The organism is Halomonas litopenaei, assembly GCF_003045775.1.
GTDB lineage: Bacteria > Pseudomonadota > Gammaproteobacteria > Pseudomonadales > Halomonadaceae > Halomonas > Halomonas litopenaei.
On the sequence record NZ_PXNS01000013.1, the window covers coordinates 118,265 to 139,148 of the forward strand.

A 20,884-nucleotide genomic window follows, 5' to 3' on the forward strand; every position below is an offset into this window, starting at 1 on the left:
GCTTTCCAGATGGCCCCATCCGGCGCCGATGAAGCTCTCTCAATCGAATGTCTGTGGAAGCCCCGTCCAGTCCGGGAACTCCAATCCACCCAAGCACATCTCGATAGTCAGCCCGGGTTCACGGGCGCACAGGCTCAGGGTGAGGCGGTCATCCTGGGCCTGCCAGGCGTAGAGGGGATCGCCCGACTGCTGACTATTCGTATGGCTATTCGAATGGCTGATCATGTCGGTCAAGCCAGGAGTCATCAATGAGCCGATGCGGGTGGCAAGGACGTGGTCCGGGGGCTGGCCATCGAGACAGCCGAGCTTGTAGTGAGCCTCGTACAGGGTCCAGGCGCGGTAGAAGGCTGCCAGGGCATCCGGCGCCCGCTGGATGGCCCTGCGTACGCAGGCTTCGGGCAGCGTCGCGATCAGGCCATCGAGGCGGCTTCGGTGACGCTGTCGCTGTCGCCGATCGGGACATTCGATATCCAGCCCTACCGGCACCTCGGCGAGCCCGACGACGACCAGGCTGCCGCTGTGGCTGAGGCACGCGGTCCAGGGCGAGGGTAGCCCGGGATGGCGAGGTGGTCCGGCACCGCGAGGGGACCAGCCCGCCACCGGGCAGTCAAAGCCGAGTCCGGCGGCGAGTCGGCTGAGCCGTTCACGACCCAGGTGCGAGGCAGCCTCGCCGCGAATGCCTGCTTGAATGCGTCGCGGCTGTCGTCCGTTGTCGTGTCCTTGGCGTGCTTGCTGCGACCCAATTCCCTGTTGTCTCCCCCGTGCCGCACCCTGATCGGGCGTGCCGCTGGCCGGTAGTTCGGCGATGACCAGCAGCAGGCGTGGGAGACGAGCCTCAGCGCAGGGTGACGACATCGCCCTTCAGCGCGACACCGGCCATCAAGGCGCCGGCGTGGCACTCGTACTCGCTGGTCGAGGCGCGTGCGTTCCTGTCGTAGAAGCTCTCGATGTTGACTACGGCGTTGCCGCCCTGCTGGCGGGCACTATCCTGAAGCGCGATCAGCGCCGACAGCATGACCCAGCGACAGGCCTCTTCGTCGGTCTTGTTGAAGGCGTTGGTCTTGCGGCTGGTGACCACCTCACCGAAGTCCTGGCTGACGTTGCCGCCGGCATCGGCAAACACCAGGCGGATGTTCGGATCCAGCTTCTCCTGGGCGGCCGGTGTGGCCAGGGCTTCCTGGATCGGCAGGAAGTAGGGGGTGTCCCTGGCTTGTGCGCTGGCGGCTGCGCCAAGGCCTGCGACCAGTAGCGTCAGTGCGAGGATTCCCTTTCTCATGGTGTCGTTTCCTTTCTTTTTGGTGGGAGGCCTGGTGGCCCCTTGGGCTTCAGCTACGGCCAGCGGCGGAAGATCAAGGAGGTGTTGATGCCGCCGAAGGCAAAGTTGTTGCTCATCACATACTCGCAGTCGATGTGTCGGCTCTCGCCGCGCAGGTAGTCGAGCTCGGCGCAGGCCGGGTCGGGATGGTCGAGATTGAGGGTGGGGTGAAACCAGCCCTCGCGCATCATCTCGATGGCGACCCAGGCCTCGAGGGCACCGCAGGCCCCCAGGGTGTGGCCGGTGAAGCTCTTGAAGGCGCTGACCGGCTGGCGCTCGCCGAATACAGCCCGGGTTGCCTGGCTCTCGGCGATGTCGCCACGATCGGTGGCGGTGCCGTGGGCGCTGACGTAGCCGATCTGGGCGGGGCTGACGCCGGCATCGTCGAGGGACTGGCGAATCGCGCGCTCCATCATGGCGGCGTCGGGCTGGGTGACGTGGCGGCCATCGCTGTTGGTGCCGAAGCCGACCAGTTCGGCGTAGATGCGGGCGCCGCGAGCCTGGGCATGCTCCAGGTCCTCGAGGATCAGGCTACCGGCGCCTTCACCGATCACCAGACCGTCGCGGTCGCGGTCGAAGGGGCGCGGCGTTGCCTCGGGGGTGTCGTTGCGGGTGCTGGTGGCGAACAGGGTGTCGAAGACCGCCGCCTCCGAGGCAGACAGTTCCTCGCAGCCGCCGGCGATCATCGCCTTCTGACGGCCGAAGCGGATCGCCTCGTAGGCGTAGCCGATGCCCTGGCTGCCTGAGGTGCAGGCGCTTGAGGTGGTGTGAATCCGTCCCCGTAGGCCGAGAAAGACGCCGATATTGACCGGCGCGGTGTGGGCCATCATGCGGATGTAGGAATTGGCGTTGAGGCCGTCGGTGGACTTGTTGATCAGCATGTTGCCGAAGTCGGCCACGGCGTCGGGCTCGCCGGCGGAGGCCCCGTAGGCGATGCCCATCTCGCCGCTGCCCAGCAGGTCGCTGTCGAGCAGCCCGGCATCCTCGAGCGCCAGCTCGCTGGCGCGGGTGGCCATGCGCGCGCCGCGCCCCATGCTGCGCAGGGCCTTGCGATGGTAGTGGGCGGGCAGGCTGAAGTCTTCCACCGGGGCGCCGAGGCGAGTGTTGAGCCCATCGTAGACGTCCCACTCGGGAAGGTGGCGAATTCCACTTTCACCGCGCTGCAGTCGGGTCTTGATCGTGTCCCAGTCGTTGCCGACGGGAGAAAAGCCGGCCATGCCGGTGACCACCACGCGGCGGCCAAGTCCATCGGCTCGATGTCCATTGTGATGCATCAGCAGAGGCCTCCATTGACGGCGATGACCTGGCGGGTGATATAGCCTGCGTCCTCGGAGCACAGGAAGCTGACGGTGGCGGCCACTTCCTCGGCGCGACCGCTGCGGCGCATCGGAATCGCCTTCAGCGCTTCCTCGCTGGCCAGACCCTCGGTCATGTCGGTGTCGATCAGTCCCGGGGCCACGGCGTTGACGGTGATCCGGCGCTTGGCCAGCTCCACCGCCAGGGCCTTCACCGCGCCGATCAGGCCGGCCTTGGCGGCGCTGTAGTTGACCTGGCCACGATTGCCCATGATCCCCGACACCGACGACATGACCACGATGCGGCCTGGCCTGCGGCGTCGCACCATGGGCATGGTGATCGGCTTGACCACGTTGTAGAAACCGTTGAGACCGGTATCGATGACGCTGTCCCAGTCGTCATCGGTAAGCGCAGGGAAGGCGCCGTCGGCGGTGATGCCGGCGTTGCAGACCACCCCGTGGTAGGCGCCGTGGACCTCCATGTCGGCCTCGAGAGCGGCTCTGGCGGCGTCTCTGTCGGTGACGTCGAAGCAGAGCACGCGGGCGTCACGGCCTAGGGCGCGAACTTCGTCGGCCACCTGTTCGGCGGCGTCACGGCGGCTGCGGCAGTGGACCACGATATCGAAGCCATCGCGGGCGAGCCTCAGGGCGATGGCGCGGCCAATGCCCCGACTGGAGCCGGTGACGAGCAGGGTATCGGTCATGGCGCTGAATCCTCGAGCATGGCCGACAGGGTCTCGGCGCTGTCGGGTTGAAAGACGTTGAGGGTGGCGTGGGCCAGGTGCCGATCCTCGGTGTCGCGCAGTTCACCACGAAAGGCGCCGAGTCCATTGTCGGCGCGGTAGTCGAGTTCGACCTTGACCTCGACAGGGGAATCGAAGACGAAATGCTCGACGTCGCAGTGATAGTGCCGTGAGCCCAACAGAAAGCCGATCCGGGGTTCGCCTCCGGCCTCGCGGGCGGCCCGCCCGGACCAGGCGGCAATGGCCTGGGCCAGCCACTCCAGGCCGACCCAGCCGGGAATGCCGTGGTCATTGGCAAAGGGGTCCTGCCGGTCGGGCGTGATACGGGCGATCAGATGTTCCTCACCGATCTCCAGCACGCTGTCGAGCAGGCACATGGCGCCGGAGTGGGGCACCAGGTCGGCGATAGGGGGCAGCGCGTCTGCACTGCCGGATGAAGAGGCATCAGTGGACATAAGGGGTGCTGTCACGGGAGTCGGAAGTGTCGTCATGGCGCGCGCTCCATCACCAGGGCGATATTGTTCCCACCAAAGGCGAAGGCGTTGGTCAGGGTACGGCGCACCTCGGTGGCTGGCGTCGTGTCGGATCCGCACAGCGAAAGCGCGGGCAGTTGCGGGTCTGCTGCGTGCAGATGTGGCGGCCGCCGGTTGTGGTGCATGGCCAGCCAGCAGAAGGCTGCCTCCAGCGCGCCGCAGGCGCCCAGAGTGTGGCCGGTGAGGCTCTTGGTCGAGCCACAGGCCACGCCATCGGGGAAGGCTTGAGCGACCGCCCGGGACTCCATGCTGTCGTTCTGTCGGGTGGCGGTGCCGTGGAGATTCAGATAGTCGATCTGATCCGGACCGAGGCCGGCCATCTCGAGAGCGGCGCGCATGGCCTCCAGAGCGCCCATGCCGTCGGGGCGAGGGGCGGAAATATGGTGGGCGTCGCTGGTCTCGCCGCAGCCGCTGAGCTGAACGCCGCCGGGTTCGGCGGTGACCAGGAACAGTGCGGCGCCTTCGCCCAGATTGATGCCGGCGCGATCTTCGGCGAAGGGGCGACAGGGCTCGTCGCTGACCGCCTCGAGGGCGGCGAAGCCGTTTACCGTAAGTCCGCACAGGCTGTCGGCGCCGCCGGCGATGACGGCGTCACACAGCCCCGCCTTGAGCATCCGCCTGGCGCTGGCCAGGGCTTTGGCGCTGGAGGTGCAGGCGGTCGACAGGGTATAGGCGGTGATCAGACGGATATCCGGCCGCTCGGCGGCCAGGCGCCAGGCCAGAAAGTCGGACGCTGCGCCGATCTCGTGGCGGCAGTAGTGGAAGGGCTCTGGCCACTGGCCGCTGGCGGCACGATGGGCCACTGCCGCCTCGGTCTCGCCGATACCGGAGGTGCTGGTGCCCAGCACGACGCCCAGGCGTGCCCCGGGATGGCTGGCAAGGTAGTCATCAAGGGTCGGCCGCAGACGCGCGAAAGCGGCGTCCAGCAGGCGATTGTTGCGCGAACGATGGCGCGCCGGCCAGTCACCGTCGTCGGGCAACGGCGTGGTCACGGTGCCCAGCCACAGCGGCCTGCCGGGGGTGTATTTATCGCTACGCACCAGGCCGTGCTGGCCGTCGAACAGCCGCGCGGCGATGGTCGAGAGGTCATCCCCCAGGGGGCAGACCAGTGCCGGCGCATGCAGTCGGCAGGGTGTCTGCGCAGGTGTCACGTCGAGGGGCATGGTGAATCGGTCACTGCGTTATGGTTGGTGGTGGTCGTGCTGACGCTGCTGTTCGGGCTTTTGTTCTCGCGGGCATCCGGGGAGGGCGCGAGGGTCGCCACGCTGAGCCGGTAGTCAGCCTCGATATCATGAATCACGTGGCAGGTCGGCGTCATCTCGAGTCGCACCGCCAGGCGGCCCTGATGATAGATGCGGCGCTCGTGGTCGCGCTGCTCGAGCGACCAGTCACTGCCGGCGAAGGCCTCGCGCAGGCGTGCTTCGGGCCACAGGCTGAAACTCAGGCGGCTGGCCAGCCAGTCGGCGCTGAAAGGCGGCTCGAAGGCGGCGCCCGGAGCGAAGCGCGCGCCCTCGTCATCCTGCACCAGGGTCAGCAGTCGCTGGCCCTGAGGGCTTATCAGCGCCAACTGAAGCTGCTGGTGGTCATGACGCAGCACGCCGAGCAGCACGCGGCGCTCGCCCTGGTGCTCGAAGGTCAGCCGCTGGGTCTGAGCGCTGATGGGCCCTAGCGTATGCAGTGCCGGCATCGGCGCCACGCTTGGACCCAACCCGCAGGCGCCGAGCAGGCAGAGTATCACCAGCGCCGCGAAGGACCTGCCTGGCCCACGCAGCCTGGCCCAGGGGCTCGACCACCCGCCATTTGGCGGGTGGTGCGGGAGCGTAGAGCGCACCTTCACGGAGCGACGGCCTGGCTGTCCAGTTCGCAACGCTCGGCCAGGCTGGTGAGGCGTCTACGGCTGGCGGCGACAAAGGGGTTGTCGATGTCCCAGGCGTATCCCGCCAGCACCGAGGCGATCATCTGACGCACCCGGGGCTGTTGATCCGGATGGAAGATGACGCGTGGCAGGCGGCCGTCGTACCAGGCATCGACAAACTCGCGGAAGGTGGCGACACCACGGCGCAGCGGTGCTTCAAAGTCCTGCGCCCAGTTCACGGCGTCGCCGTCGAGCTGGTCTGCGACCAGTGGCGCCGCGCGCAGCGCCGAGTCCAGCGCGATGGTGACGCCGGAAGAGAACACCGGATCGAGAAACTCGCCGGCGTTGCCGAGGATGGCATAGCCGGGTCCGTGCAGGCGGGTGATATCGGCGGAGTAACCGTCGATGCGCTGGACCTCGCGGGTGGCCGTCGCGTCCTTGAGCAGGCGAGCGTAGCGGGGCTCCTGACCCAGCATCGCCCACAGCCGCTGGTCGTCGCTGTCGCCGGCGCTCTCGAGCAGCTCGGGACTGGCGACGACACCGACGGAGGCCCGCCCGTCACGGAAGGGGATCAGCCAGTACCACACGTCGGGGTGGGTCGGGTGGACGCCGATCAGAATCTTGTCGCGGTCATGCTCGGCGCGATCGATACGGTCTTCGACGTGGGTGAACAGCGCGCAGCGAGTGGCCAGGCTGGAGGGGCGGTCCAGCGCTTCCAGGCGTGCCAGCACGCGGCCATAGCCGCTGGCATCGAGGACGAAGCGGGCTTCGATGTCGAAGCACTTCCCGTCATCGTCGACACAGCTCAGTCGCGGCCTGAACGGATCGGCGCGAAAGTCGCTGACGCTGACGCCGAAATCGACGCGCGCCCCCGCCGCCCTGGCGCCCTCGATCAGGCGCTGGTCGAAGTCCTCGCGGGGCACCTGCCAGGTGGTGCCGGGGCCATCGCTGAACTTGTCACGGAAATCGATGGCCGCGTAGTCGTCGCCCCGGCAAAAGGCGGCGCCGTTTTTCGGCTGGTAGCCACCGGCCTTGGCCGCCTCGAGCAGGCCGCAGCGCTCCAGGTGCACCATGCACTGGGGCAGCAGGCTTTCGCCGATGACGAAGCGCGGAAAGTGGGTGCGCTCCAGCACCCTGACCGAATAGCCCTTGCGCGCAAGCCAGGCGGCGGCGGCTGCGCCCGAGGGGCCGGCACCGATGATGGCGACGTCGGTATCAGGTCGATCTTCCATGGGATGAACTCTCCAGTTCTTGGGTGTCGCTTCCTGCGACACCCCGGTGGGCGGCCACGCCAGCGCGTTCCGTCGCGCCTCGGGCCGGGGGGACCAGGCACCAGGTGGCAACCAGTCCGATCAGGCAGGTCTGACCAAGAAAGTGCAGTGCCGGCGTGGCACTGAAAGCCAACAGGCCGAACGCCAGCAGGCTGGACGCGCAGGACAGGCTGATCGCCAGCCATGCGCCCGGGTCTTGCGGGTGCTCGGTGCTGAAGATACCGGCGTCGAGGCCGATGCCGAGCACCAGCAAAAGGCCCAGCAGGTGAAACAGGGTCAGGCCGGTGTGGCTCAGTGCGTAGAGACCCAGGGTGATGATCACTGCGCCCACCGGCGGCAGCAGCACCCGCCAGGCGTGGCGACGGTAGCGCAGGCCGAACACCACCACCAGCAGTGCCAGGGCGAGTGCCAGCCAGCGCACCAGCTCTTCGCTGAGCAAGGCGAGCTGCTGCGACAGCGCCGCGACCCGATCGCGGTAGATCACGTCCGGTGACTCGGCGAGCTGCGTCAGCGCCTTCGATGCGGTGGCGTCCACCTCACCGATGGTGATCAGGGCGGCGGGATGTTCGAGGCCATCGAGCCAGAGCGCACGGTCGGCTTCGCCGGCGCGGCTCGACAGCCAGGTCTGCGGGGACAGGTAGGGCACCTCGTGCAGAGGATCTTCAAGGCGCGGGATCAGCGTCGAGGGCAAGCCGGCGGCCGTCAGCAGCTCCGGCAGGGCCGCGGCGTAGCGCTCGCGCACCCGTTCGAGGTTGTGCTCCTGGGTCTGCATCGACGGTACCGCCTGGGCCAGGTGGCGATGGGAGGACAGGTGGCCCTCCCGTTCGAGCCGGGACAGCGGCTCGTCAAGCTGTTCCAGGCGCTTCAGCAAGGCATCCGGGGTCTCGCCGCTGACGATCAGGTAGCGGAAGCTGGCCGGACGCTCGAGCAGCGTCTGCACCCGCTGCTGTTCGGCGATCAGCGCAGCCGGCGACGGATTGAGCTGGCGCAGGTCATGGCTGGTGGTACTCCCGGTCAGCGCCAGCACGGCAGCCACGGCCAGCACCAGCGCCAGGGCGGGATACACCCAACGCTGGCCGCGGCCGACACGCAATCGATCGAGCCGCCTGGCGATGGTGGCGGTAGCCGGGTGGTGATAGAGCGGCAGCCGTGGCAGCCACAGACGCACGCTGAGCCAGGCGCCGATCAGGCCGAGTGCGGTGAAGGTGGCCATCTGGCGCAGCCCCGGCAAGGGAGTCGCCAGTTGCACCAGGTAGGCGCACAGGCTCGAGGCCAGGCCCAACGCCAGGCCCGGCCAGAACAAGCGCAGCGAGCGCCCCGGGTTGAGCTGGCGGGTGCATTGCAGGTGCAGCGCGTAGTCCACCGACAGACCGATCAGGCTGGCGCCGAAGGCCAGGGTGATCAGGTTGAGCGAGCCGAAGATCAGCCAGGTCAACGCGCTGGCGAAGACCAGACCGGTGGCTACCGGCAACAGCAGCGTGGCGATCACCAGCGGGCGGCGGAACACCAGCGCCAGCAACGCCAGAATGCCGAACAGCGAGCCCAGACCGATGGTGGCGATCTCGTGACTCGCCTGCCTGGCACCGGCGGCGGCATGGAACACCAGCCCGGCGCGCAGCAGGGTCAGCTCGGGATGCGCCTGGCCGAAGCGCTCCAGCACCGCACTCAGCTCTTGCTGCAGTGCCATGTCGTAGGGGCTGGCCGCCAGGGTTGCGCCGATCAGGCTCCACTCGGTCTTGTCGGTGACCACCCCGGGGCCGCCGGGGTGCCAGCTGACCGGGCCCTGGAAGCGCGCCTCGAGCCAGCCGTCGAGCAGGCCGAAGGGGTCGCGCTCGAGATCGGCGTCGACGCCTGGGGCGAACAGCCGTGACAGGCCGCGCTGGCGCCAGGCCTCGGCGTCTTGGCGGGCCAGCGAATCGGTCAGCAGGCGATAGCGATAGGGGGTCAGGGTCTGATCCGGGCGCGGCGGCGACTGGCTATCCAGGCTTGCGATGATGCCGCTGGCCGTCAGCGCCTGGCGAAGCTCGTTGACCGCCTCCACGGGGGCGGCGTGCGGCGTCGCGTCGCTCGCGACCAGCAACAAGAAGCGGCGCTCGAAGGTGGACGCAAGACTGTCATCGGCGCGGGCGATCAACTCGCCCTGCTGATGTTCGGGCAGCAGGGCGGTGATGCGGGTATCCAGTGGCGCACCGCGCAGCACTTGCACGGCCAGCAGCACGATACAGGCCAGCAGCACCAGTCCCCAGCCGCGACTCGCCAGCAGCGCGCCGCGGGCTGAATCAGTGCCCCCGAGACTCATGCGCCGGGGGCTCCGGTCAGGGCGTCACAGGGCAGCGGCGACAACTCGAGGCGCAGACGATCGCCGTCGGTGAAGCTGACCTGAAGGTGCTCGACCTGCTCGGCGCCGTCCAGTTCGATCCCTTGCAGACGCTCGGCGATGGCCCTGTCCAGGGGCGCAAGTTGTGCCTGCCAGTCATCGAGGTTGCCGCCAAGGCGCACGCTGAAATGCCCTTCAAGGCTCGCCCAGTTGCCGTCGAACAGTCCCGTCAGAACGGGTAGCAGGGCCTTGAGCCCCGGTGGCAGTTCGGGGTTGTCGGCGGACAGCACGACCCGATCCTCGATCGGGCTCAGGGTCTGCCACACCAGCCCAGAGGGCTCGCGACGAAAGTAGCCGGCGCTGGGCAGTTCGGTCTGCAGGTCCGCCATCCAGCGGTTCTGCTCGAAACTCACGCAGGCCGGCTGATGCTGCTCCAGTTGCCGGCTCAACTGCGGCAGACTCGGTACCGTGCCGGTGGAGGCAACAGCAGCCGTTGCCAGCATCGGCAGCACCAGCAGGATGCCCGCCAGGGCGCCCCTCAAGGCTCGGCTTTTCCCGTGAGCCCAGCGAGGCCGGTGTGAACGGTGGTGCGTGGAGCTGTGGTTCATGGTTGCGCCTCCTGCCAGGCGATCAGCCGCTCGATCAGCGCAGGTGGCGAGGCCAGGCGCATCTCGCCATCGTCCAGCCCCACCGCGACCTGGACCGACCAGGCGCGGGTCAGGCGCTTGCGGCTCTCGGCGCAGCGGATGGTGTAGTCGATCTTGAGGCGGTTTTCCCATTCGCTCAGGCGAGCCTCGATGGCCAGGCGCTGGGCGAAACGAGCGGGCGCGGCGTAGCGCAGGCGCAGATCGATGATCGGCCAGGCGAAGCCCGATGCGCGCATCTGCAGGTAGTTGTAGTCGATGGCGTCGAGCAACCGGCAGCGGGCGATCTCGAGATAGCGCACGTAGTGGCCGTGCCAGGCCACCTCCATCATGTCGACGTCGTGAAAGGGCACCTCGAGCTCCACCTCGGCTCGGGGTAGCGGGCGATCGTCAGGCGTCATAGAACCTCCAGTGACGGCGGCGTATCAGGCCACAGAGGTGGTTGAGGTCGCTGTCCATGGCGCGGTCCTCGGCCAGGGGGGCGACGTCGCGGCGCACGCTGTCGACGAAGGCCGCCAGGCGCTCGGGAACGGCGCCGGCGTCGTTCAGTCGGCTGCGCAGTTCGACGCCCTGCACCGCGGCGTGCAGGGTCGCGGCAGCCACCTGCTCGACCAGGGTCAGCACGCGCAGGGCATCGCGCGCGGCGATGGTGCCCATGCTGACCTTGTCCTGGTTGTGGCACTCGGTGGAGCGCGAGAACACGCTGGCCGGCATGGTCAGCTTGAGCGCCTCGGCGGTCCAGGCGGAGGCGCCGATCTGTACCGCCTTGTAGCCATGATTGAGCGCGAGGCGCTCGGCACTGGCGCCGCTCAGGTTGCTTGGCAGGCCATGGTTGTAGCGGCTGTCCACCAATAGAGCCAACTGCCGGTCGAGCAGGTCGGCCAGATTGGCGGCGGCCTGCTTCAGACTGTCCATGACAAAAGCCACGTGGCCACCGTAGAAGTGGCCGCCGTGCATCACCTTGCCGGCCTCGGCATCGATCAAGGGGTTGTCATTGGCGCTGTTGAGTTCATTGGTCAGGAACTGTCGCCACCAGGGCAGGGCGTCTTCGACCACGCCGATCACGTGGGGCGCGCAGCGGGTCGAGTAGCGATCCTGCAGTCTGGGTGAGTTACGCGGGGTACGCGGTGCGTGCAGGTCCTGGCGCAGCCTGGCGGCCACCTGCTGCTGTCCCGGGTGCGGCTTGGCGGCAAACAGTTCGGCATCGAAGTGGTAGGGGTTGCCGTCCAGCGCCTGGACCGACAGTGCGGTGATGCGCGTCGACAGTTGTGCCAGGTAGGCGCAACGGGCGAAGGCCAGGCAGCCCAGCGCGGTCATCACCGCGGTGCCATTCATCAGCGCCAGGCCTTCCTTGGGCTTCAGTCGATAGGGGGCCAGGCCGCGCTCGGCCAGGGCGTCGGAGGCCGGACGGCGGGTACCATTGTCGATGACCTCGCGCTCGCCACACAGCACCGCGGCCAGATAGGACAGCGGCGTCAGGTCACCGCTGGCGCCGACTGAGCCTTCCTCGGGAATCACCGGCAGCACGTCGTGTTCGAGCAGCCAGGCCAGCCGCTCGAGCAGCTCGAAGCTGACCCCGGACACGCCCTGGCACAGCGATACCAGACGCACCAGCACCACCGCCCGAGCTGCCTCGATATCGAGGATCTGGCCCATGCCGCAGCCATGGAAGGTGTACAGCTGGCGGGGCAGGTCGTCGATGTCCTGATGGGCCACCGGTCGGGTACAGGCGTCGCCGTAGCCGGTGGTGACGCCGTAGACCACGCCGTCTTCTTTAAGCAGGCGCGCGAGAAAGCGCTGGCCACGCTCGATGCGCGCGCGAAACTCGGGAGCGGTCGACAAGGTGACGCGCCGGCGGCGCTGTGTCACATCGAGTACGTCCTCCAGGCTCAGGGCGCCGCCATCGAGGATCAAGGGGGCGGTCGGCTCAGCGGGATGGGTCATGGTCAGTCGTCTCGTCGGCGATCCAGAAAGGAAAGAAGTTGAACCACTGCAACGGGTGGCGCTGGACGCGCCAGGCCAGGTCGGCGCAATGGCGTTGCATGGCCTCGGCGATCCAGGCGCTGCGGCCACGGCGCCCCAGCCGCGAGGTGTCGTCGATCAGGTCGAAGTCGACCACAAAGCCGTCGCCATCACGCACACAGGCAAGCCGGTAGAGCCGACAGCGCAGCAGGCTGGCGAGCAGGAAGGGGCCCTCGGGGAAGGGCGCCGGTGCACCGAGAAACTCGAGCGCACGGGTACGGCCCTGACGCAAGGGAATGCGATCGGCGGCGATGACCACGAAGCCTCCGGCGCGGATGCGCGCGTCCAGGCGCTGGGCGCTGGACGGTGAAATCTCGCTGACCTCGAGAATCTCGGGGCGACGGCGGCCGGTGGCGCGCTCCAGCAGTTCGTTGAACTTGCGCGCGTTGCGGGTGTGCATGATCACCGTCAGGTCCAGCGAGGGGTGGCGTTCGCTGAGGGCGTTGACGATGTCCAGATTGCCGTGGTGGGCGACCAGAATCAGGCCCCCCTGGCCGCCGTCCACGGCCTGGGCGAAGTGCTGTACACCGTCGCCGGACAGCCGCGAGGGGGGATACTCGCCGTTCCAGGCGGCCACCTTGTCCATCAGCGATCGACCAAAGCTCAGAAAGTGACGAAAGCTACGCGCCCGCAGCCGCAGTGGCTGTCGTTCGAGCGCCGGATCGAGCCGTGTCAGGTAGTCCTGGGAGGCGCGCCGGGCGGTGCGGTGGGACAGGTAGTACCACAGGATCACCGGCCACAGCAGTAGCTGGAAGGGCCAGTCGCCGAAGCGTCTCAACCAGACCATGAACAGCATCCCCGAGAGGGTGCCGCGCTCGCCGATGGCGGCCCAGTGGCGGTTCATGGCTGCCTCCGATGGCGCAACAGCAGACCGGGCAGGCGGGGCCACATGGCCACGAACAGGCGGGCGTGCATGGCGCTGATCTGGGCGTTGTCGCGCCACAGGGCGAAGTGGCTGACTCCTTGCTCGGGGTAGTGCACCCGTACCGGCAGGTTGGTGAGTTCGCCCCCGGCCCAGTACCAGCGCACCAGCACCTCGGTGTCGAAGGTCATGCGATCACCACAGGGGTGCCGACGCAGCAGGCCATTGACGGCGGCCAGGGGGTAGAGACGTACCCCACACATGGAGTCGCGAATCCGCCGCGACAGGGTGTTGATCCAGACCCACACATGGGTGGCGTAGCGGCCGTACAGCCGGGCCCTGGGCACGCTGTCGTCATAGCGGGCGTAGCCGACCAGCAGACGATGGGGCGTCTGGTGCATGGCATCGATGAAGGCTGGCAGGTCGTCCGGGTGGTGCTGGCCATCGGCGTCGACCTGCAATGCGTGGCTGTAGCCCAGCCGCTCGGCCTCGAGCAGCCCACTGCGCACCGCCGCGCCCTTGCCACGATTGTGCTGGTGGGTCACCAGCGCGTGGCCGTCGCTGGCCAGACGCTCGAGTTCCCGGCGACAGGACGGTTCACTGCCGTCGTCCACCAGGATCACCGGCAGGCCCAGATCGGCGAGCCGCCCGACCACTCCGGCCACACTGTCGGGGTGGTTGTAGACCGGTACCACGGCGCAGGGGCGGAGCTCAGTCATGGCGTGCCTCCAGCCGGACCCTGCCGCCGGCGTGGCGACCCTTCGGCGAGTCGAACGAGAAAGCGATGCCATCGGTACGACGCTTGAGCGTCAACGTCAGGCGCTGGCCGGGACGCAGAACCTTCTGGAACTTCAGCCGGTCGACGCCGCGAAAGGCGCAAAGCGCCGGATACCGCTCACGCGCGTGGTGGATGGCCCACTGCACCAGCACTACCCCGGGAACCAGCGCGAAGCCCTCGAAGTGGCCTTCCAGATAGCGCAGACGCTCGGGTACCTCGAGGGTGATGCGCTGCTCGTCGTCGACGTCCACCGCGCCCAGCCAGCGCGGCAGACGATCGTCGTCGAGGTCATCGAAGAAGCGACGCAGGGTAGCGTGATCGTGCTTGCCCTGGGGATTGAGTGGAAGCGACTCGACGAAGCGCCAGTAGCGCGGAATCGCCGACGGCTCGTGTTCGCTGGCGAGGTGCTCGCGCAGGGTCGAGATCAGCCGTTTTCTGGCCTCGTGCTGCTGGGGTAGCGCATCGCCGGCCACGGCCAGCACCACGCCGAGCCTTCCGTCGCGCAAGTCGAGATCCACGCAGCGGGCGTCTTGGACAACCTCGTGCTGGCACAGACGTTGTTCCAGCGCCGTCAGCGAAACACGCTTGCCGCCGATCTTGGCCAGTCGGTCGCGGCGCCCCAGCAGTCGAAAGCCCTCGCCCTGGCGCTCGACCCGGTCGGCCTGGTCCCACCACTGCTCCGGCCGGGCCAGGAAGGGCGAGCGTAACTTCAGAGCGCTGTCATTCAGGTCCAGTTCGACCCCGGGGAACGGGGTCCAGAGATCACCGCTCGACTGCCGACGATGGGCGATGCCGCCGGTCTCGGTGCTGCCGTAGATCTCGATCACCGGGCTATCGAGCAGACGCTCGCAGCGTATGGCGTCGTCCCTGGACAGCGGCGCTCCGGAGCACAGTACCCGGGCAATGCGCTGGTGGTGCAGGGCCAGGTGCTGCGGCAGCCGCGACAGTTGCGCGGGGCTCGCGACCAGGCAGGCGTCCAGCCCGACCGAGGTTGCCTCGCTGACCCGTTGGGCCATCACCTCGGGGAAGCGGCTGTCGTCGCCACAGAAGGGGGCGCCGTGACACAGCGGTGCCAGAATACCGGCGAGCAGGCCGTAGATATGCTGGTGACTGACCTGACAGACCACGGCTGTCTGTGCCAGCGGCCACAGTGCGGCGTGACGCTCGAGCTCTTCGTCGAGTTGGCGAAAGCACTTGGGCTCGAGGCTTGGTTGACCGGTGGAACCCGAGGTGCACAGCACCACCGCCTCTTTTTCCGCTGCCTCGCTGTCAGCCGCCACCACCGTCGCACCGGCAGAGTTCCGATCGGTTTCCCGCTGTGTAGTGGCGAGGGAATCCCGGGCAGACAGATCCTGGGTGTCTTCCGGCGATGGCTCGGCGGGGAGTCGGCCGACGACCAGCGGCATCAGTCGCGCCAGAGTGGCGGGACGATCATCGCCGGGAAGCAGCGCGCTTTGTCCGCTCTCCCAGAGTGCCAGCAAGGCTGCAGTAAAAGTGATCGGGTCTGGGTCGAGCAGCAGCCAGCGACCGTGCGGGCGAGGGGCGAGCCAGGCGAGCCAGGCGTCGATTCGCCGGCCAAGATCCCGGGAATGACACCAGCGGGTGGGCAGGTGCCGAGCGTCCGGCCAGGCCTGGCGCCAGGGGCGATCTGCCATACACAGATAGCCGTCACGGGTTGTCGGGGCGCCGATGATGGGGCGTGTCATGAGGAGGAGCTCCGCAACCGGCGACGGCACAGCCATTCGCCGGTAAACATCAGGGCGATCAGGCCATAGCTGATAACGCCGTTGTACAGGGTCCAGACGTCCAGGTCCGCAAAGGCCGCCGTCCAGGCAGCGATACCGCCATTGATCAGGAAGAACAGGCACCAGGCCTGGGTGACGCGCCTGGTATAGCGCACCCCGGCGGGGGGCAGGTCGGGCTCCTTGAGACGCGCCAGGCGTTCGATCACCGGCATGCCTCGCCACAGGCTGGCGGCGAAGGACGCCAGCAGTACCGCATTGACGGCCACCGGGTAGCCACGCATGCCAAGCTCGGCATCGACGGCAAGCCCCACCGCCAGCAGCGCCAGAGCGGCAAGGATCGCCAGGCCGCGTGCCTGGGGCAGGCGCCAGGCGATCAGCCCGCAGCCAATCAGCAGCAGTGGCCAGGGCCCCAGGGTGCCCTGCAGCCACCACACCGACAGCGGCCAGCTCAACGACAACGCGGTGGCAAGCACCACGGCGGTAGTGGACAGCGTGCGCAAGACCGGGCTCAGTCGCGCATCAGCTGATCGACGGCGTTGACCACATCATCGATGCTGCGCACCGACTTGAAGGCCTCGGGATCGATGCGCCGACCGGTGAACTGCTTGAGTTCGACCACCAGATCGACGGCGTCGATGCTGTCGATGTCGAGGTCTTCGTAAAGACGGGCCTCCGGGGTTACCTCGGCAGGAGAGACTTCGAACAGCTCGACCAGGGTACGTTGCACGTGGCTGAGAATCTGTTCACGGCTGATGGCGGCTTCAGTTGACACGGCGTTCCTCCACCAGTGCTTGCAGCGCCGCCAGGCTGGCGAAGTGGCGGCGAGTATCCTCGGCCTCGGCGTCAAGGGTGACGCCGTAGCGCTTCTGCAGCGCCAGCCCCAGTTCGAGGGCATCGATGGAGTCGAGCCCGAGGCCCTCGCCGAACAGCGGCGCATGGTCGTCGATGTCCTCGGGGGTGACATCCTCGAGTTCGAGGGTGTCGATGATCATGTGCTTCAAATCAAGCGACAGCGGTACGCTTTGGTTCATGGTGGAGGCGCTCCAGTTCCCTGTTGAAGTAGTGGCTCAGTTCCCGCGTCAGTTGTCGGGCTTGCTGGCTGGTCGGTTGGTTTGACGCCGGCTCTGGCGGCAGGTCGTCGAGTATGTGCAGGTCCATCTGAACCTTGCGCCGGGGGATGTGATACCAGGGCTCACCCTTGGTCAGGGTGGTGGGCGAGCATTTGATCAGCACCGGGGTGATGGCGCTGCCGGTGCGCAGGGCGATGTTTGCCCCGCCACGGCGAAACTTGATCGGGCGACCGGGCGTGGTGCGCGTGCCCTCGGGAAACAGGATCAACGAATTGCCCCGGGCAAGGCTGTCCCGCGCGGCCTCGAGCAGTGCCTGGGGATCGCGGTTGGTGATATAGCCGGCGACACCGATCGGCCCGCGGGTGAAGGGGTTGGTGGCGAGCCGGCCCTTGACGATGCAGTCGGCGTTGGGGGTATAGGCCAGCAGGAACACCACATCGATCAACGACGGATGGTTGGCCAGAATCAAACGGCCGCCACGGGCGAGTCGCCCACGACCTTCCAGGCGATAGTCGAGTACCCCGAGGCCCTTCATCAGCGCAATGAAGGCGCGAAAGACCCGCTGGATCAGACGCCTGGCCAGGCGTTGGCGACGCACCGGGTCGCGCATCCCCAGGTGCAGCAGTGGTGCCACCACCAGGCCGATGATCAAGCCGCCAATGCCGAAGGCAGTGAAGGACAGGAAGGTGCCGATGCCGCGCCGCCACTGGTCCAGCGTCATGCTTCCTCCAGGCGCCAGCCCGGGGCGGCGGCGAGACGTGGACTGCAGCCACCAAGCCAGTCGATGATGTCGAGCGGCGTCGGTGCCGCCCCGGGCGTGGCGTCCTCGGCTACCAGCGCCCGGCCCTGGGTCAGTGACAGTCGCAGGCCCACCGCGCAGGCGTGCCCCGGGTGCGGCGTGCAGTCGATATAGTCGCCGGGAAGCGTCCCTTCGCTGAACACAATGACTACCGCTCCATGGCCTTCGGCCAGGTAGCCACGGGCTTCCCACAGCAAGGCGTTGAACTCGTTGCCGCTGGCGCCGAGCGCCTGTAGCGGGCGGTAGTGATGGTTGGCGATGGCGTGGACGCCCAGGGTGGCGTTGTGCACCGACATCGAAAACCGAGTAGGCGAGAGCGGTTCCTGATTCGCCAGAGCCTTCAGCATCGACAGAGTAAAGTTGGCGTCGCCGTGGCGGGATGCGTGGATCAAGGGACAACGCGCCTCGGGATCGAGCCCTGCAAGAATATCGCAGGTGGCCCGACCGGCATTGTCCAGTCGGCGCCGGAGCATGGCCGGTAGCGAGACTCCCGGCTTGTCGGAGGGCAGTAGTCGGGCATCCTTCGTCGCGTTTTCTTCGCGGAGAGGATCCCAACCAAGCCATTCACTTAGGCGTAGTTGTTCCATGCTTAAAATCCGCCTGAGCGAAAAGGTAAATTTTACCGCTAAATCTGCACCTATCCAAGCACGTTAATTATCAGTATTACGTCGAAAAAGGGGTGTTTGGTCGCGTTTTTTTCTGATTGGCGCACATGTCGATAGGCGCGCGGTGTAAGCAAGGTTGGGCTCGATAAGGCCTTTCAAGGAAAGTTGCTCCGGAAAGTACCGAGATCAGACACCAAAGCCACATCAAACAGGGCATTAAGATGCGACATATGTGGGACGACATGGTGGCGTGTTTCATTGCTGTCCAGATCACAGCGGTTGCATGTGGTACAGGAGGCCTCGGTGGAAGTCCGTCGGCGCTGTTGACCACATTCCAGCCTGCGTCCTCGAAGCCTTCGCTGGCGTAGACGCGCACCAGCTCCGTGATGGTCTTGTCTTCCGGCAGCAGAGCGATCAGTGCCGAAGCGGAAAAATATCAGTATTGGTTGAACAAGTGCAGCTGGCACGCGCCGAGGTTGTGTCGTAAGACAATGTAATGCAGGTGTGGGAATGTAAATGTCTAACTTTTGTTAATTTTGTGTATAGGGTTTAATTTATTGATATAGAAGAATTATTCTGATATTTCGCATGTGGGGTGCCGAGATGGAGGTTTGAGAGTTGTAGATCTCTTGCCTATAAGGGAATGGCTTGTTTGGCGGTGTGACTGGTAGTTGGCGCCGACCGGACCGATGACGGCCCACGCCTGGTGGCGTGGAAGGCTCATTTCCCGAGCAAACAACGGAGTGTTTGTCATGGCGAAGAATCCGTACACCCAACCGAATCGAGACGAGGCTCATGACACTGAGCGTCGTACCGACGCCAACAGCAAGTCCGACAATCTAGAGACCTACCGCAGTGATGCGACCGGGCATGACCTGCGTACCAACCAGGGCACCCGGATCGCGGACAACCACAATTCGCTGAAGGCCGGCGAGCGCGGCCCGACGCTGATGGAAGACTTCATCTTCCGCGAGAAGATGAATCACTTCGATCACGAGCGCATTCCCGAGCGTATCGTCCATGCCCGCGGTGCGGCGGCCCACGGCTACTTTCAGCCCTATGAGGCGGCGGCAAGGTACTCAAAGGCGGGACTGTTTCAGGATACCGGCAAGAAGACGCCGGTATTCGTGCGCTTTTCCACCGTGCAGGGCGGGCGCGGCTCCAATGACACCGTGCGCGACGTGCGCGGCTTCGCCACCAAGTTCTACACCGACGAGGGTAACTGGGACCTGGTGGGCAACAACATGCCGGTGTTCTTCATTCAGGACGCGATGAAGTTTCCCGACCTCGTGCACGCGGTGAAGCCCGAGCCCCACAACGAGATTCCCCAGGGACAGTCGGCCCACGACACCTTCTGGGACTTCGTCTCGCTGATGCCCGAGAGCGCCCATATGGTGCTGTGGACCATGTCCGACCGGGCCTTCCCGCGGCACTACCGCTATATGGAAGGCTTCGGCGTCCACACCTTCCGGCTGATCGATCGACAAGGCAAGGCCCGCTTCGTCAAGTTCCACTGGAAGCCGCTGGCGGGCACCCACTCGCTGATCTGGGACGAGGCCCAGAAGCTGTGGGGTCGTGATCCGGACTTCAACCGCCGCGAGATGTGGGGCGACATCGAGAATGGCGATGCCCTGGAATGGGAGCTCGGCATTCAGGTGGTCGAGGAAGAAGACGAGCATGCCTTCGACTTCGATATCCTCGATCCGACCAAGCTGATTCCCGAGGAGCAGGTGCCGGTGACTCCCATCGGCAAGATGGTGCTGGATCGCAACCCGGACAACTATTTTGCCGAGACCGAGCAGGTCGCCTTCAACCCCGGCAATGTGATACCCGGCATCGACTTCAGCAACGATCCGCTGCTTCAGGGGCGCCTGTTCTCTTATCTGGATACCCAGATGCTGCGCCTGGGTGGCCCGAACTTCCACGAGATTCCGATCAACCAGCCGGTGTGCCCGTTCCACAATCACCAGCGCGATGCTCCGCACCGTCAGACCATCAACAAGGGCCAGGTTTCCTACGAACCCAACTCGATCGAGGATGGCTGGCCCCGGGAGACCCCGCCGGCGGAAGAAAACGGCGGTTTCGAGAGCTATCAGGAGCGCATCGATGCCCACAAGGTCAGGGCGCGCAGCGAGTCCTTCGGCGACCACTACTCCCAGGCCAGGTTGTTCTGGCATAGCCAGAGTGACGTCGAGAAAGAGCACATCATCGCTGCTTACGCCTTCGAGTTGTCCAAGGTCGAGCGTCCGTGGATCCGTGAGCGGGTGATCAAGGAGATCCTGCCCAATATCGACATGGAGCTCGCGCGCCGAGTAGGCGAGGTGCATGGTGTCAAGCCGCCGGAGCATCCGCCGGCACCCTCGGAAGAGTTGGGCATCACGTCGCTGGACGCCTCCTCGGCGCTTAGTTTGATGCATCGCGGTCAGCCGGATATTCGCTATCGCAAGGTGGCGATCCTGGCCGCCGACGGGGTCGACGGTGACCAGGTGGAAGCGCTGCAGAAGCGCCTGGAAGCCGAGGGGGCCCAGGGGCTCATCATCGCGCCGTCGATGGCGCCGGTGGCGACCGTTCAAGGCGGCACCCTGACCCCGGATGCCATGCTCAACGGACTGCCGTCGGTGACTCTGGACGCCGTGGCGGTGGCCCCTGGCGATGACAGTGTCAAGGCGCTGGCGGGTTCCGGCCTGGGGCTTTACTACGTGCAGGAGGCCTACAAGCACCTCAAGCCGATCGCTGCACTCGGCGACGGTGCCAATGTGCTGCAGGCGGCTGGCATCGAGGTGCCGGAAGACGGCGTGTTCTCGGCACAGACCGTGGACGATCTCTACGCCGATTTCCAGGAGGCGATTCGTGGCCACCGGGTCTGGTCGCGCGACGCCAAGGCCAACGACATGCCGGCCTGAGGTCCGGCGATGGCAGACCCCTTTGAACAGGCGGTCAGCACAGCAGCCCCCGAGGAGACTCGGGGGCTTTTTTTGGGTTCATCGCACTTTGCCGGGAAATGCGGCACGGATCTTCAGGAAGAAGTAC

Annotated in this window: 21 protein-coding genes; 1 reads left to right on the plus strand and 20 read right to left on the minus strand. The window is 66.5% G+C overall.

The window, feature by feature from the left end; translation table 11 throughout:
• Positions 1–39: 39 nt before the first annotated feature.
• The 20 genes from C6W88_RS18235 to C6W88_RS18330 form a co-directional block, all read right to left on the minus strand.
• Positions 40–855: a 4'-phosphopantetheinyl transferase family protein gene (locus C6W88_RS18235; protein WP_108133499.1), complete on the minus strand. Its 816-nt coding sequence runs from the start codon at positions 853–855 to the stop codon at positions 40–42.
• Positions 836–1,276 carry an excinuclease ATPase subunit gene (locus tag C6W88_RS18240; protein WP_108133500.1) on the minus strand — a complete coding sequence of 147 codons (441 nt, stop codon included), beginning with the start codon at positions 1,274–1,276 and terminating at the stop codon, positions 836–838. The genes C6W88_RS18235 and C6W88_RS18240 overlap by 20 nt, the downstream gene beginning before the upstream one ends.
• A 53-nt stretch (positions 1,277–1,329) precedes the next feature.
• On the minus strand, positions 1,330–2,589 hold the full coding sequence (locus C6W88_RS18245; protein ID WP_108133501.1) for a beta-ketoacyl-ACP synthase: 1,260 nt from the start codon (positions 2,587–2,589) through the stop codon (positions 1,330–1,332).
• A complete protein-coding gene (gene fabG / locus C6W88_RS18250; protein ID WP_045993627.1) occupies positions 2,589–3,314 on the minus strand; it encodes a 3-oxoacyl-ACP reductase FabG in 726 nt (241 codons plus the stop codon). The genes C6W88_RS18245 and fabG overlap by 1 nt, the downstream gene beginning before the upstream one ends.
• Entirely contained in the window at positions 3,311–3,808 is a 498-nt protein-coding gene (locus C6W88_RS18255; RefSeq protein WP_108133502.1) for a hotdog family protein, read from the minus strand. The genes fabG and C6W88_RS18255 overlap by 4 nt, the downstream gene beginning before the upstream one ends.
• A gap of 32 nt (positions 3,809–3,840) precedes the next feature.
• Positions 3,841–5,049, minus strand: a complete 1,209-nt coding sequence (locus tag C6W88_RS18260; protein WP_108133503.1) for a beta-ketoacyl-ACP synthase — start codon at positions 5,047–5,049, stop codon at positions 3,841–3,843.
• The gene (locus C6W88_RS18265; RefSeq protein WP_108133504.1) at positions 5,034–5,573 is read right to left on the minus strand and encodes a DUF3261 domain-containing protein; all 540 of its coding nucleotides are present in this window, start codon (positions 5,571–5,573) and stop codon (positions 5,034–5,036) included. The genes C6W88_RS18260 and C6W88_RS18265 overlap by 16 nt, the downstream gene beginning before the upstream one ends.
• 146 nt (positions 5,574–5,719) lie before the next feature.
• Complete coding sequence (locus tag C6W88_RS18270; protein WP_108133505.1) at positions 5,720–6,973, minus strand: NAD(P)/FAD-dependent oxidoreductase; 1,254 nt, start codon at positions 6,971–6,973, stop codon at positions 5,720–5,722.
• Complete coding sequence (locus C6W88_RS18275; RefSeq protein WP_181248667.1) at positions 6,957–9,311, minus strand: MMPL family transporter; 2,355 nt, start codon at positions 9,309–9,311, stop codon at positions 6,957–6,959. The genes C6W88_RS18270 and C6W88_RS18275 overlap by 17 nt, the downstream gene beginning before the upstream one ends.
• On the minus strand, positions 9,308–9,937 hold the full coding sequence (locus C6W88_RS18280) for a LolA family protein (RefSeq protein ID WP_045993623.1): 630 nt from the start codon (positions 9,935–9,937) through the stop codon (positions 9,308–9,310). The genes C6W88_RS18275 and C6W88_RS18280 overlap by 4 nt, the downstream gene beginning before the upstream one ends.
• Positions 9,934–10,374 (minus strand): acyl-CoA thioesterase, encoded by a 441-nt coding sequence (locus C6W88_RS18285; protein WP_045993622.1) that lies wholly within the window; start codon positions 10,372–10,374, stop codon positions 9,934–9,936. The genes C6W88_RS18280 and C6W88_RS18285 overlap by 4 nt, the downstream gene beginning before the upstream one ends.
• Positions 10,364–11,917 carry an HAL/PAL/TAL family ammonia-lyase gene (locus C6W88_RS18290; RefSeq protein ID WP_108133506.1) on the minus strand — a complete coding sequence of 518 codons (1,554 nt, stop codon included), beginning with the start codon at positions 11,915–11,917 and terminating at the stop codon, positions 10,364–10,366. The genes C6W88_RS18285 and C6W88_RS18290 overlap by 11 nt, the downstream gene beginning before the upstream one ends.
• Positions 11,901–12,839: a lysophospholipid acyltransferase family protein gene (locus C6W88_RS18295; protein ID WP_108133507.1), complete on the minus strand. Its 939-nt coding sequence runs from the start codon at positions 12,837–12,839 to the stop codon at positions 11,901–11,903. Before C6W88_RS18295 ends, C6W88_RS18290 begins: the two co-directional genes overlap by 17 nt.
• Positions 12,836–13,576, minus strand: coding sequence for a glycosyltransferase family 2 protein (locus C6W88_RS18300; RefSeq protein WP_108133508.1), 741 nt, complete (start codon positions 13,574–13,576; stop codon positions 12,836–12,838). Before C6W88_RS18300 ends, C6W88_RS18295 begins: the two co-directional genes overlap by 4 nt.
• Positions 13,569–15,341, minus strand: a complete 1,773-nt coding sequence (locus tag C6W88_RS18305; RefSeq protein WP_231498697.1) for an ApeI family dehydratase — start codon at positions 15,339–15,341, stop codon at positions 13,569–13,571. Before C6W88_RS18305 ends, C6W88_RS18300 begins: the two co-directional genes overlap by 8 nt.
• Entirely contained in the window at positions 15,338–15,880 is a 543-nt protein-coding gene (locus tag C6W88_RS18310; protein ID WP_231498698.1) for a COG4648 family protein, read from the minus strand. Before C6W88_RS18310 ends, C6W88_RS18305 begins: the two co-directional genes overlap by 4 nt.
• A gap of 8 nt (positions 15,881–15,888) precedes the next feature.
• The gene (locus tag C6W88_RS18315; RefSeq protein WP_197037147.1) at positions 15,889–16,152 is read right to left on the minus strand and encodes an acyl carrier protein; all 264 of its coding nucleotides are present in this window, start codon (positions 16,150–16,152) and stop codon (positions 15,889–15,891) included.
• Positions 16,142–16,411, minus strand: coding sequence for an ApeE family acyl carrier protein (locus tag C6W88_RS18320; protein ID WP_045993617.1), 270 nt, complete (start codon positions 16,409–16,411; stop codon positions 16,142–16,144). Before C6W88_RS18320 ends, C6W88_RS18315 begins: the two co-directional genes overlap by 11 nt.
• On the minus strand, positions 16,383–17,171 hold the full coding sequence (locus C6W88_RS18325) for a lysophospholipid acyltransferase family protein (protein WP_108133510.1): 789 nt from the start codon (positions 17,169–17,171) through the stop codon (positions 16,383–16,385). The genes C6W88_RS18320 and C6W88_RS18325 overlap by 29 nt, the downstream gene beginning before the upstream one ends.
• A complete protein-coding gene (locus C6W88_RS18330) occupies positions 17,168–17,836 on the minus strand; it encodes a beta-ketoacyl synthase chain length factor (RefSeq protein ID WP_108133511.1) in 669 nt (222 codons plus the stop codon). The genes C6W88_RS18325 and C6W88_RS18330 overlap by 4 nt, the downstream gene beginning before the upstream one ends.
• A gap of 770 nt (positions 17,837–18,606) precedes the next feature.
• Here C6W88_RS18330 and katE point away from each other — a divergent pair.
• The gene (gene katE / locus C6W88_RS18335) at positions 18,607–20,757 is read left to right on the plus strand and encodes a catalase HPII (protein ID WP_108133512.1); all 2,151 of its coding nucleotides are present in this window, start codon (positions 18,607–18,609) and stop codon (positions 20,755–20,757) included.
• Positions 20,758–20,884: the final 127 nt, after the last annotated feature.

What these genes read in the sequence shown, in the direction of transcription:
- C6W88_RS18275 (WP_181248667.1), bottom strand. Translation starts at nt 9,311, where the DNA reads ATGAGTCTCGGGGGCACTGATTCAGCCCGCGGCGCGCTGCTGGCGAGT.
- C6W88_RS18325 (WP_108133510.1), bottom strand. Translation starts at nt 17,171, where the DNA reads ATGACGCTGGACCAGTGGCGGCGCGGCATCGGCACCTTCCTGTCCTTC.
- C6W88_RS18330 (WP_108133511.1), bottom strand. Translation starts at nt 17,836, where the DNA reads ATGGAACAACTACGCCTAAGTGAATGGCTTGGTTGGGATCCTCTCCGC.
- C6W88_RS18260 (WP_108133503.1), bottom strand. Translation starts at nt 5,049, where the DNA reads ATGCCCCTCGACGTGACACCTGCGCAGACACCCTGCCGACTGCATGCG.
- C6W88_RS18255 (WP_108133502.1), bottom strand. Translation starts at nt 3,808, where the DNA reads ATGTCCACTGATGCCTCTTCATCCGGCAGTGCAGACGCGCTGCCCCCT.
- C6W88_RS18265 (WP_108133504.1), bottom strand. Translation starts at nt 5,573, where the DNA reads ATGCCGGCACTGCATACGCTAGGGCCCATCAGCGCTCAGACCCAGCGG.
- C6W88_RS18235 (WP_108133499.1), bottom strand. Translation starts at nt 855, where the DNA reads ATGTCGTCACCCTGCGCTGAGGCTCGTCTCCCACGCCTGCTGCTGGTC.
- C6W88_RS18285 (WP_045993622.1), bottom strand. Translation starts at nt 10,374, where the DNA reads ATGACGCCTGACGATCGCCCGCTACCCCGAGCCGAGGTGGAGCTCGAG.
- C6W88_RS18240 (WP_108133500.1), bottom strand. Translation starts at nt 1,276, where the DNA reads ATGAGAAAGGGAATCCTCGCACTGACGCTACTGGTCGCAGGCCTTGGC.
- C6W88_RS18280 (WP_045993623.1), bottom strand. Translation starts at nt 9,937, where the DNA reads ATGAACCACAGCTCCACGCACCACCGTTCACACCGGCCTCGCTGGGCT.
- C6W88_RS18290 (WP_108133506.1), bottom strand. Translation starts at nt 11,917, where the DNA reads ATGACCCATCCCGCTGAGCCGACCGCCCCCTTGATCCTCGATGGCGGC.
- C6W88_RS18245 (WP_108133501.1), bottom strand. Translation starts at nt 2,589, where the DNA reads ATGCATCACAATGGACATCGAGCCGATGGACTTGGCCGCCGCGTGGTG.
- C6W88_RS18295 (WP_108133507.1), bottom strand. Translation starts at nt 12,839, where the DNA reads ATGAACCGCCACTGGGCCGCCATCGGCGAGCGCGGCACCCTCTCGGGG.
- C6W88_RS18270 (WP_108133505.1), bottom strand. Translation starts at nt 6,973, where the DNA reads ATGGAAGATCGACCTGATACCGACGTCGCCATCATCGGTGCCGGCCCC.
- fabG (WP_045993627.1), bottom strand. Translation starts at nt 3,314, where the DNA reads ATGACCGATACCCTGCTCGTCACCGGCTCCAGTCGGGGCATTGGCCGC.
- C6W88_RS18320 (WP_045993617.1), bottom strand. Translation starts at nt 16,411, where the DNA reads ATGAACCAAAGCGTACCGCTGTCGCTTGATTTGAAGCACATGATCATC.
- C6W88_RS18300 (WP_108133508.1), bottom strand. Translation starts at nt 13,576, where the DNA reads ATGACTGAGCTCCGCCCCTGCGCCGTGGTACCGGTCTACAACCACCCC.
- C6W88_RS18305 (WP_231498697.1), bottom strand. Translation starts at nt 15,341, where the DNA reads ATGACACGCCCCATCATCGGCGCCCCGACAACCCGTGACGGCTATCTG.
- katE (WP_108133512.1), top strand. Translation starts at nt 18,607, where the DNA reads ATGGCGAAGAATCCGTACACCCAACCGAATCGAGACGAGGCTCATGAC.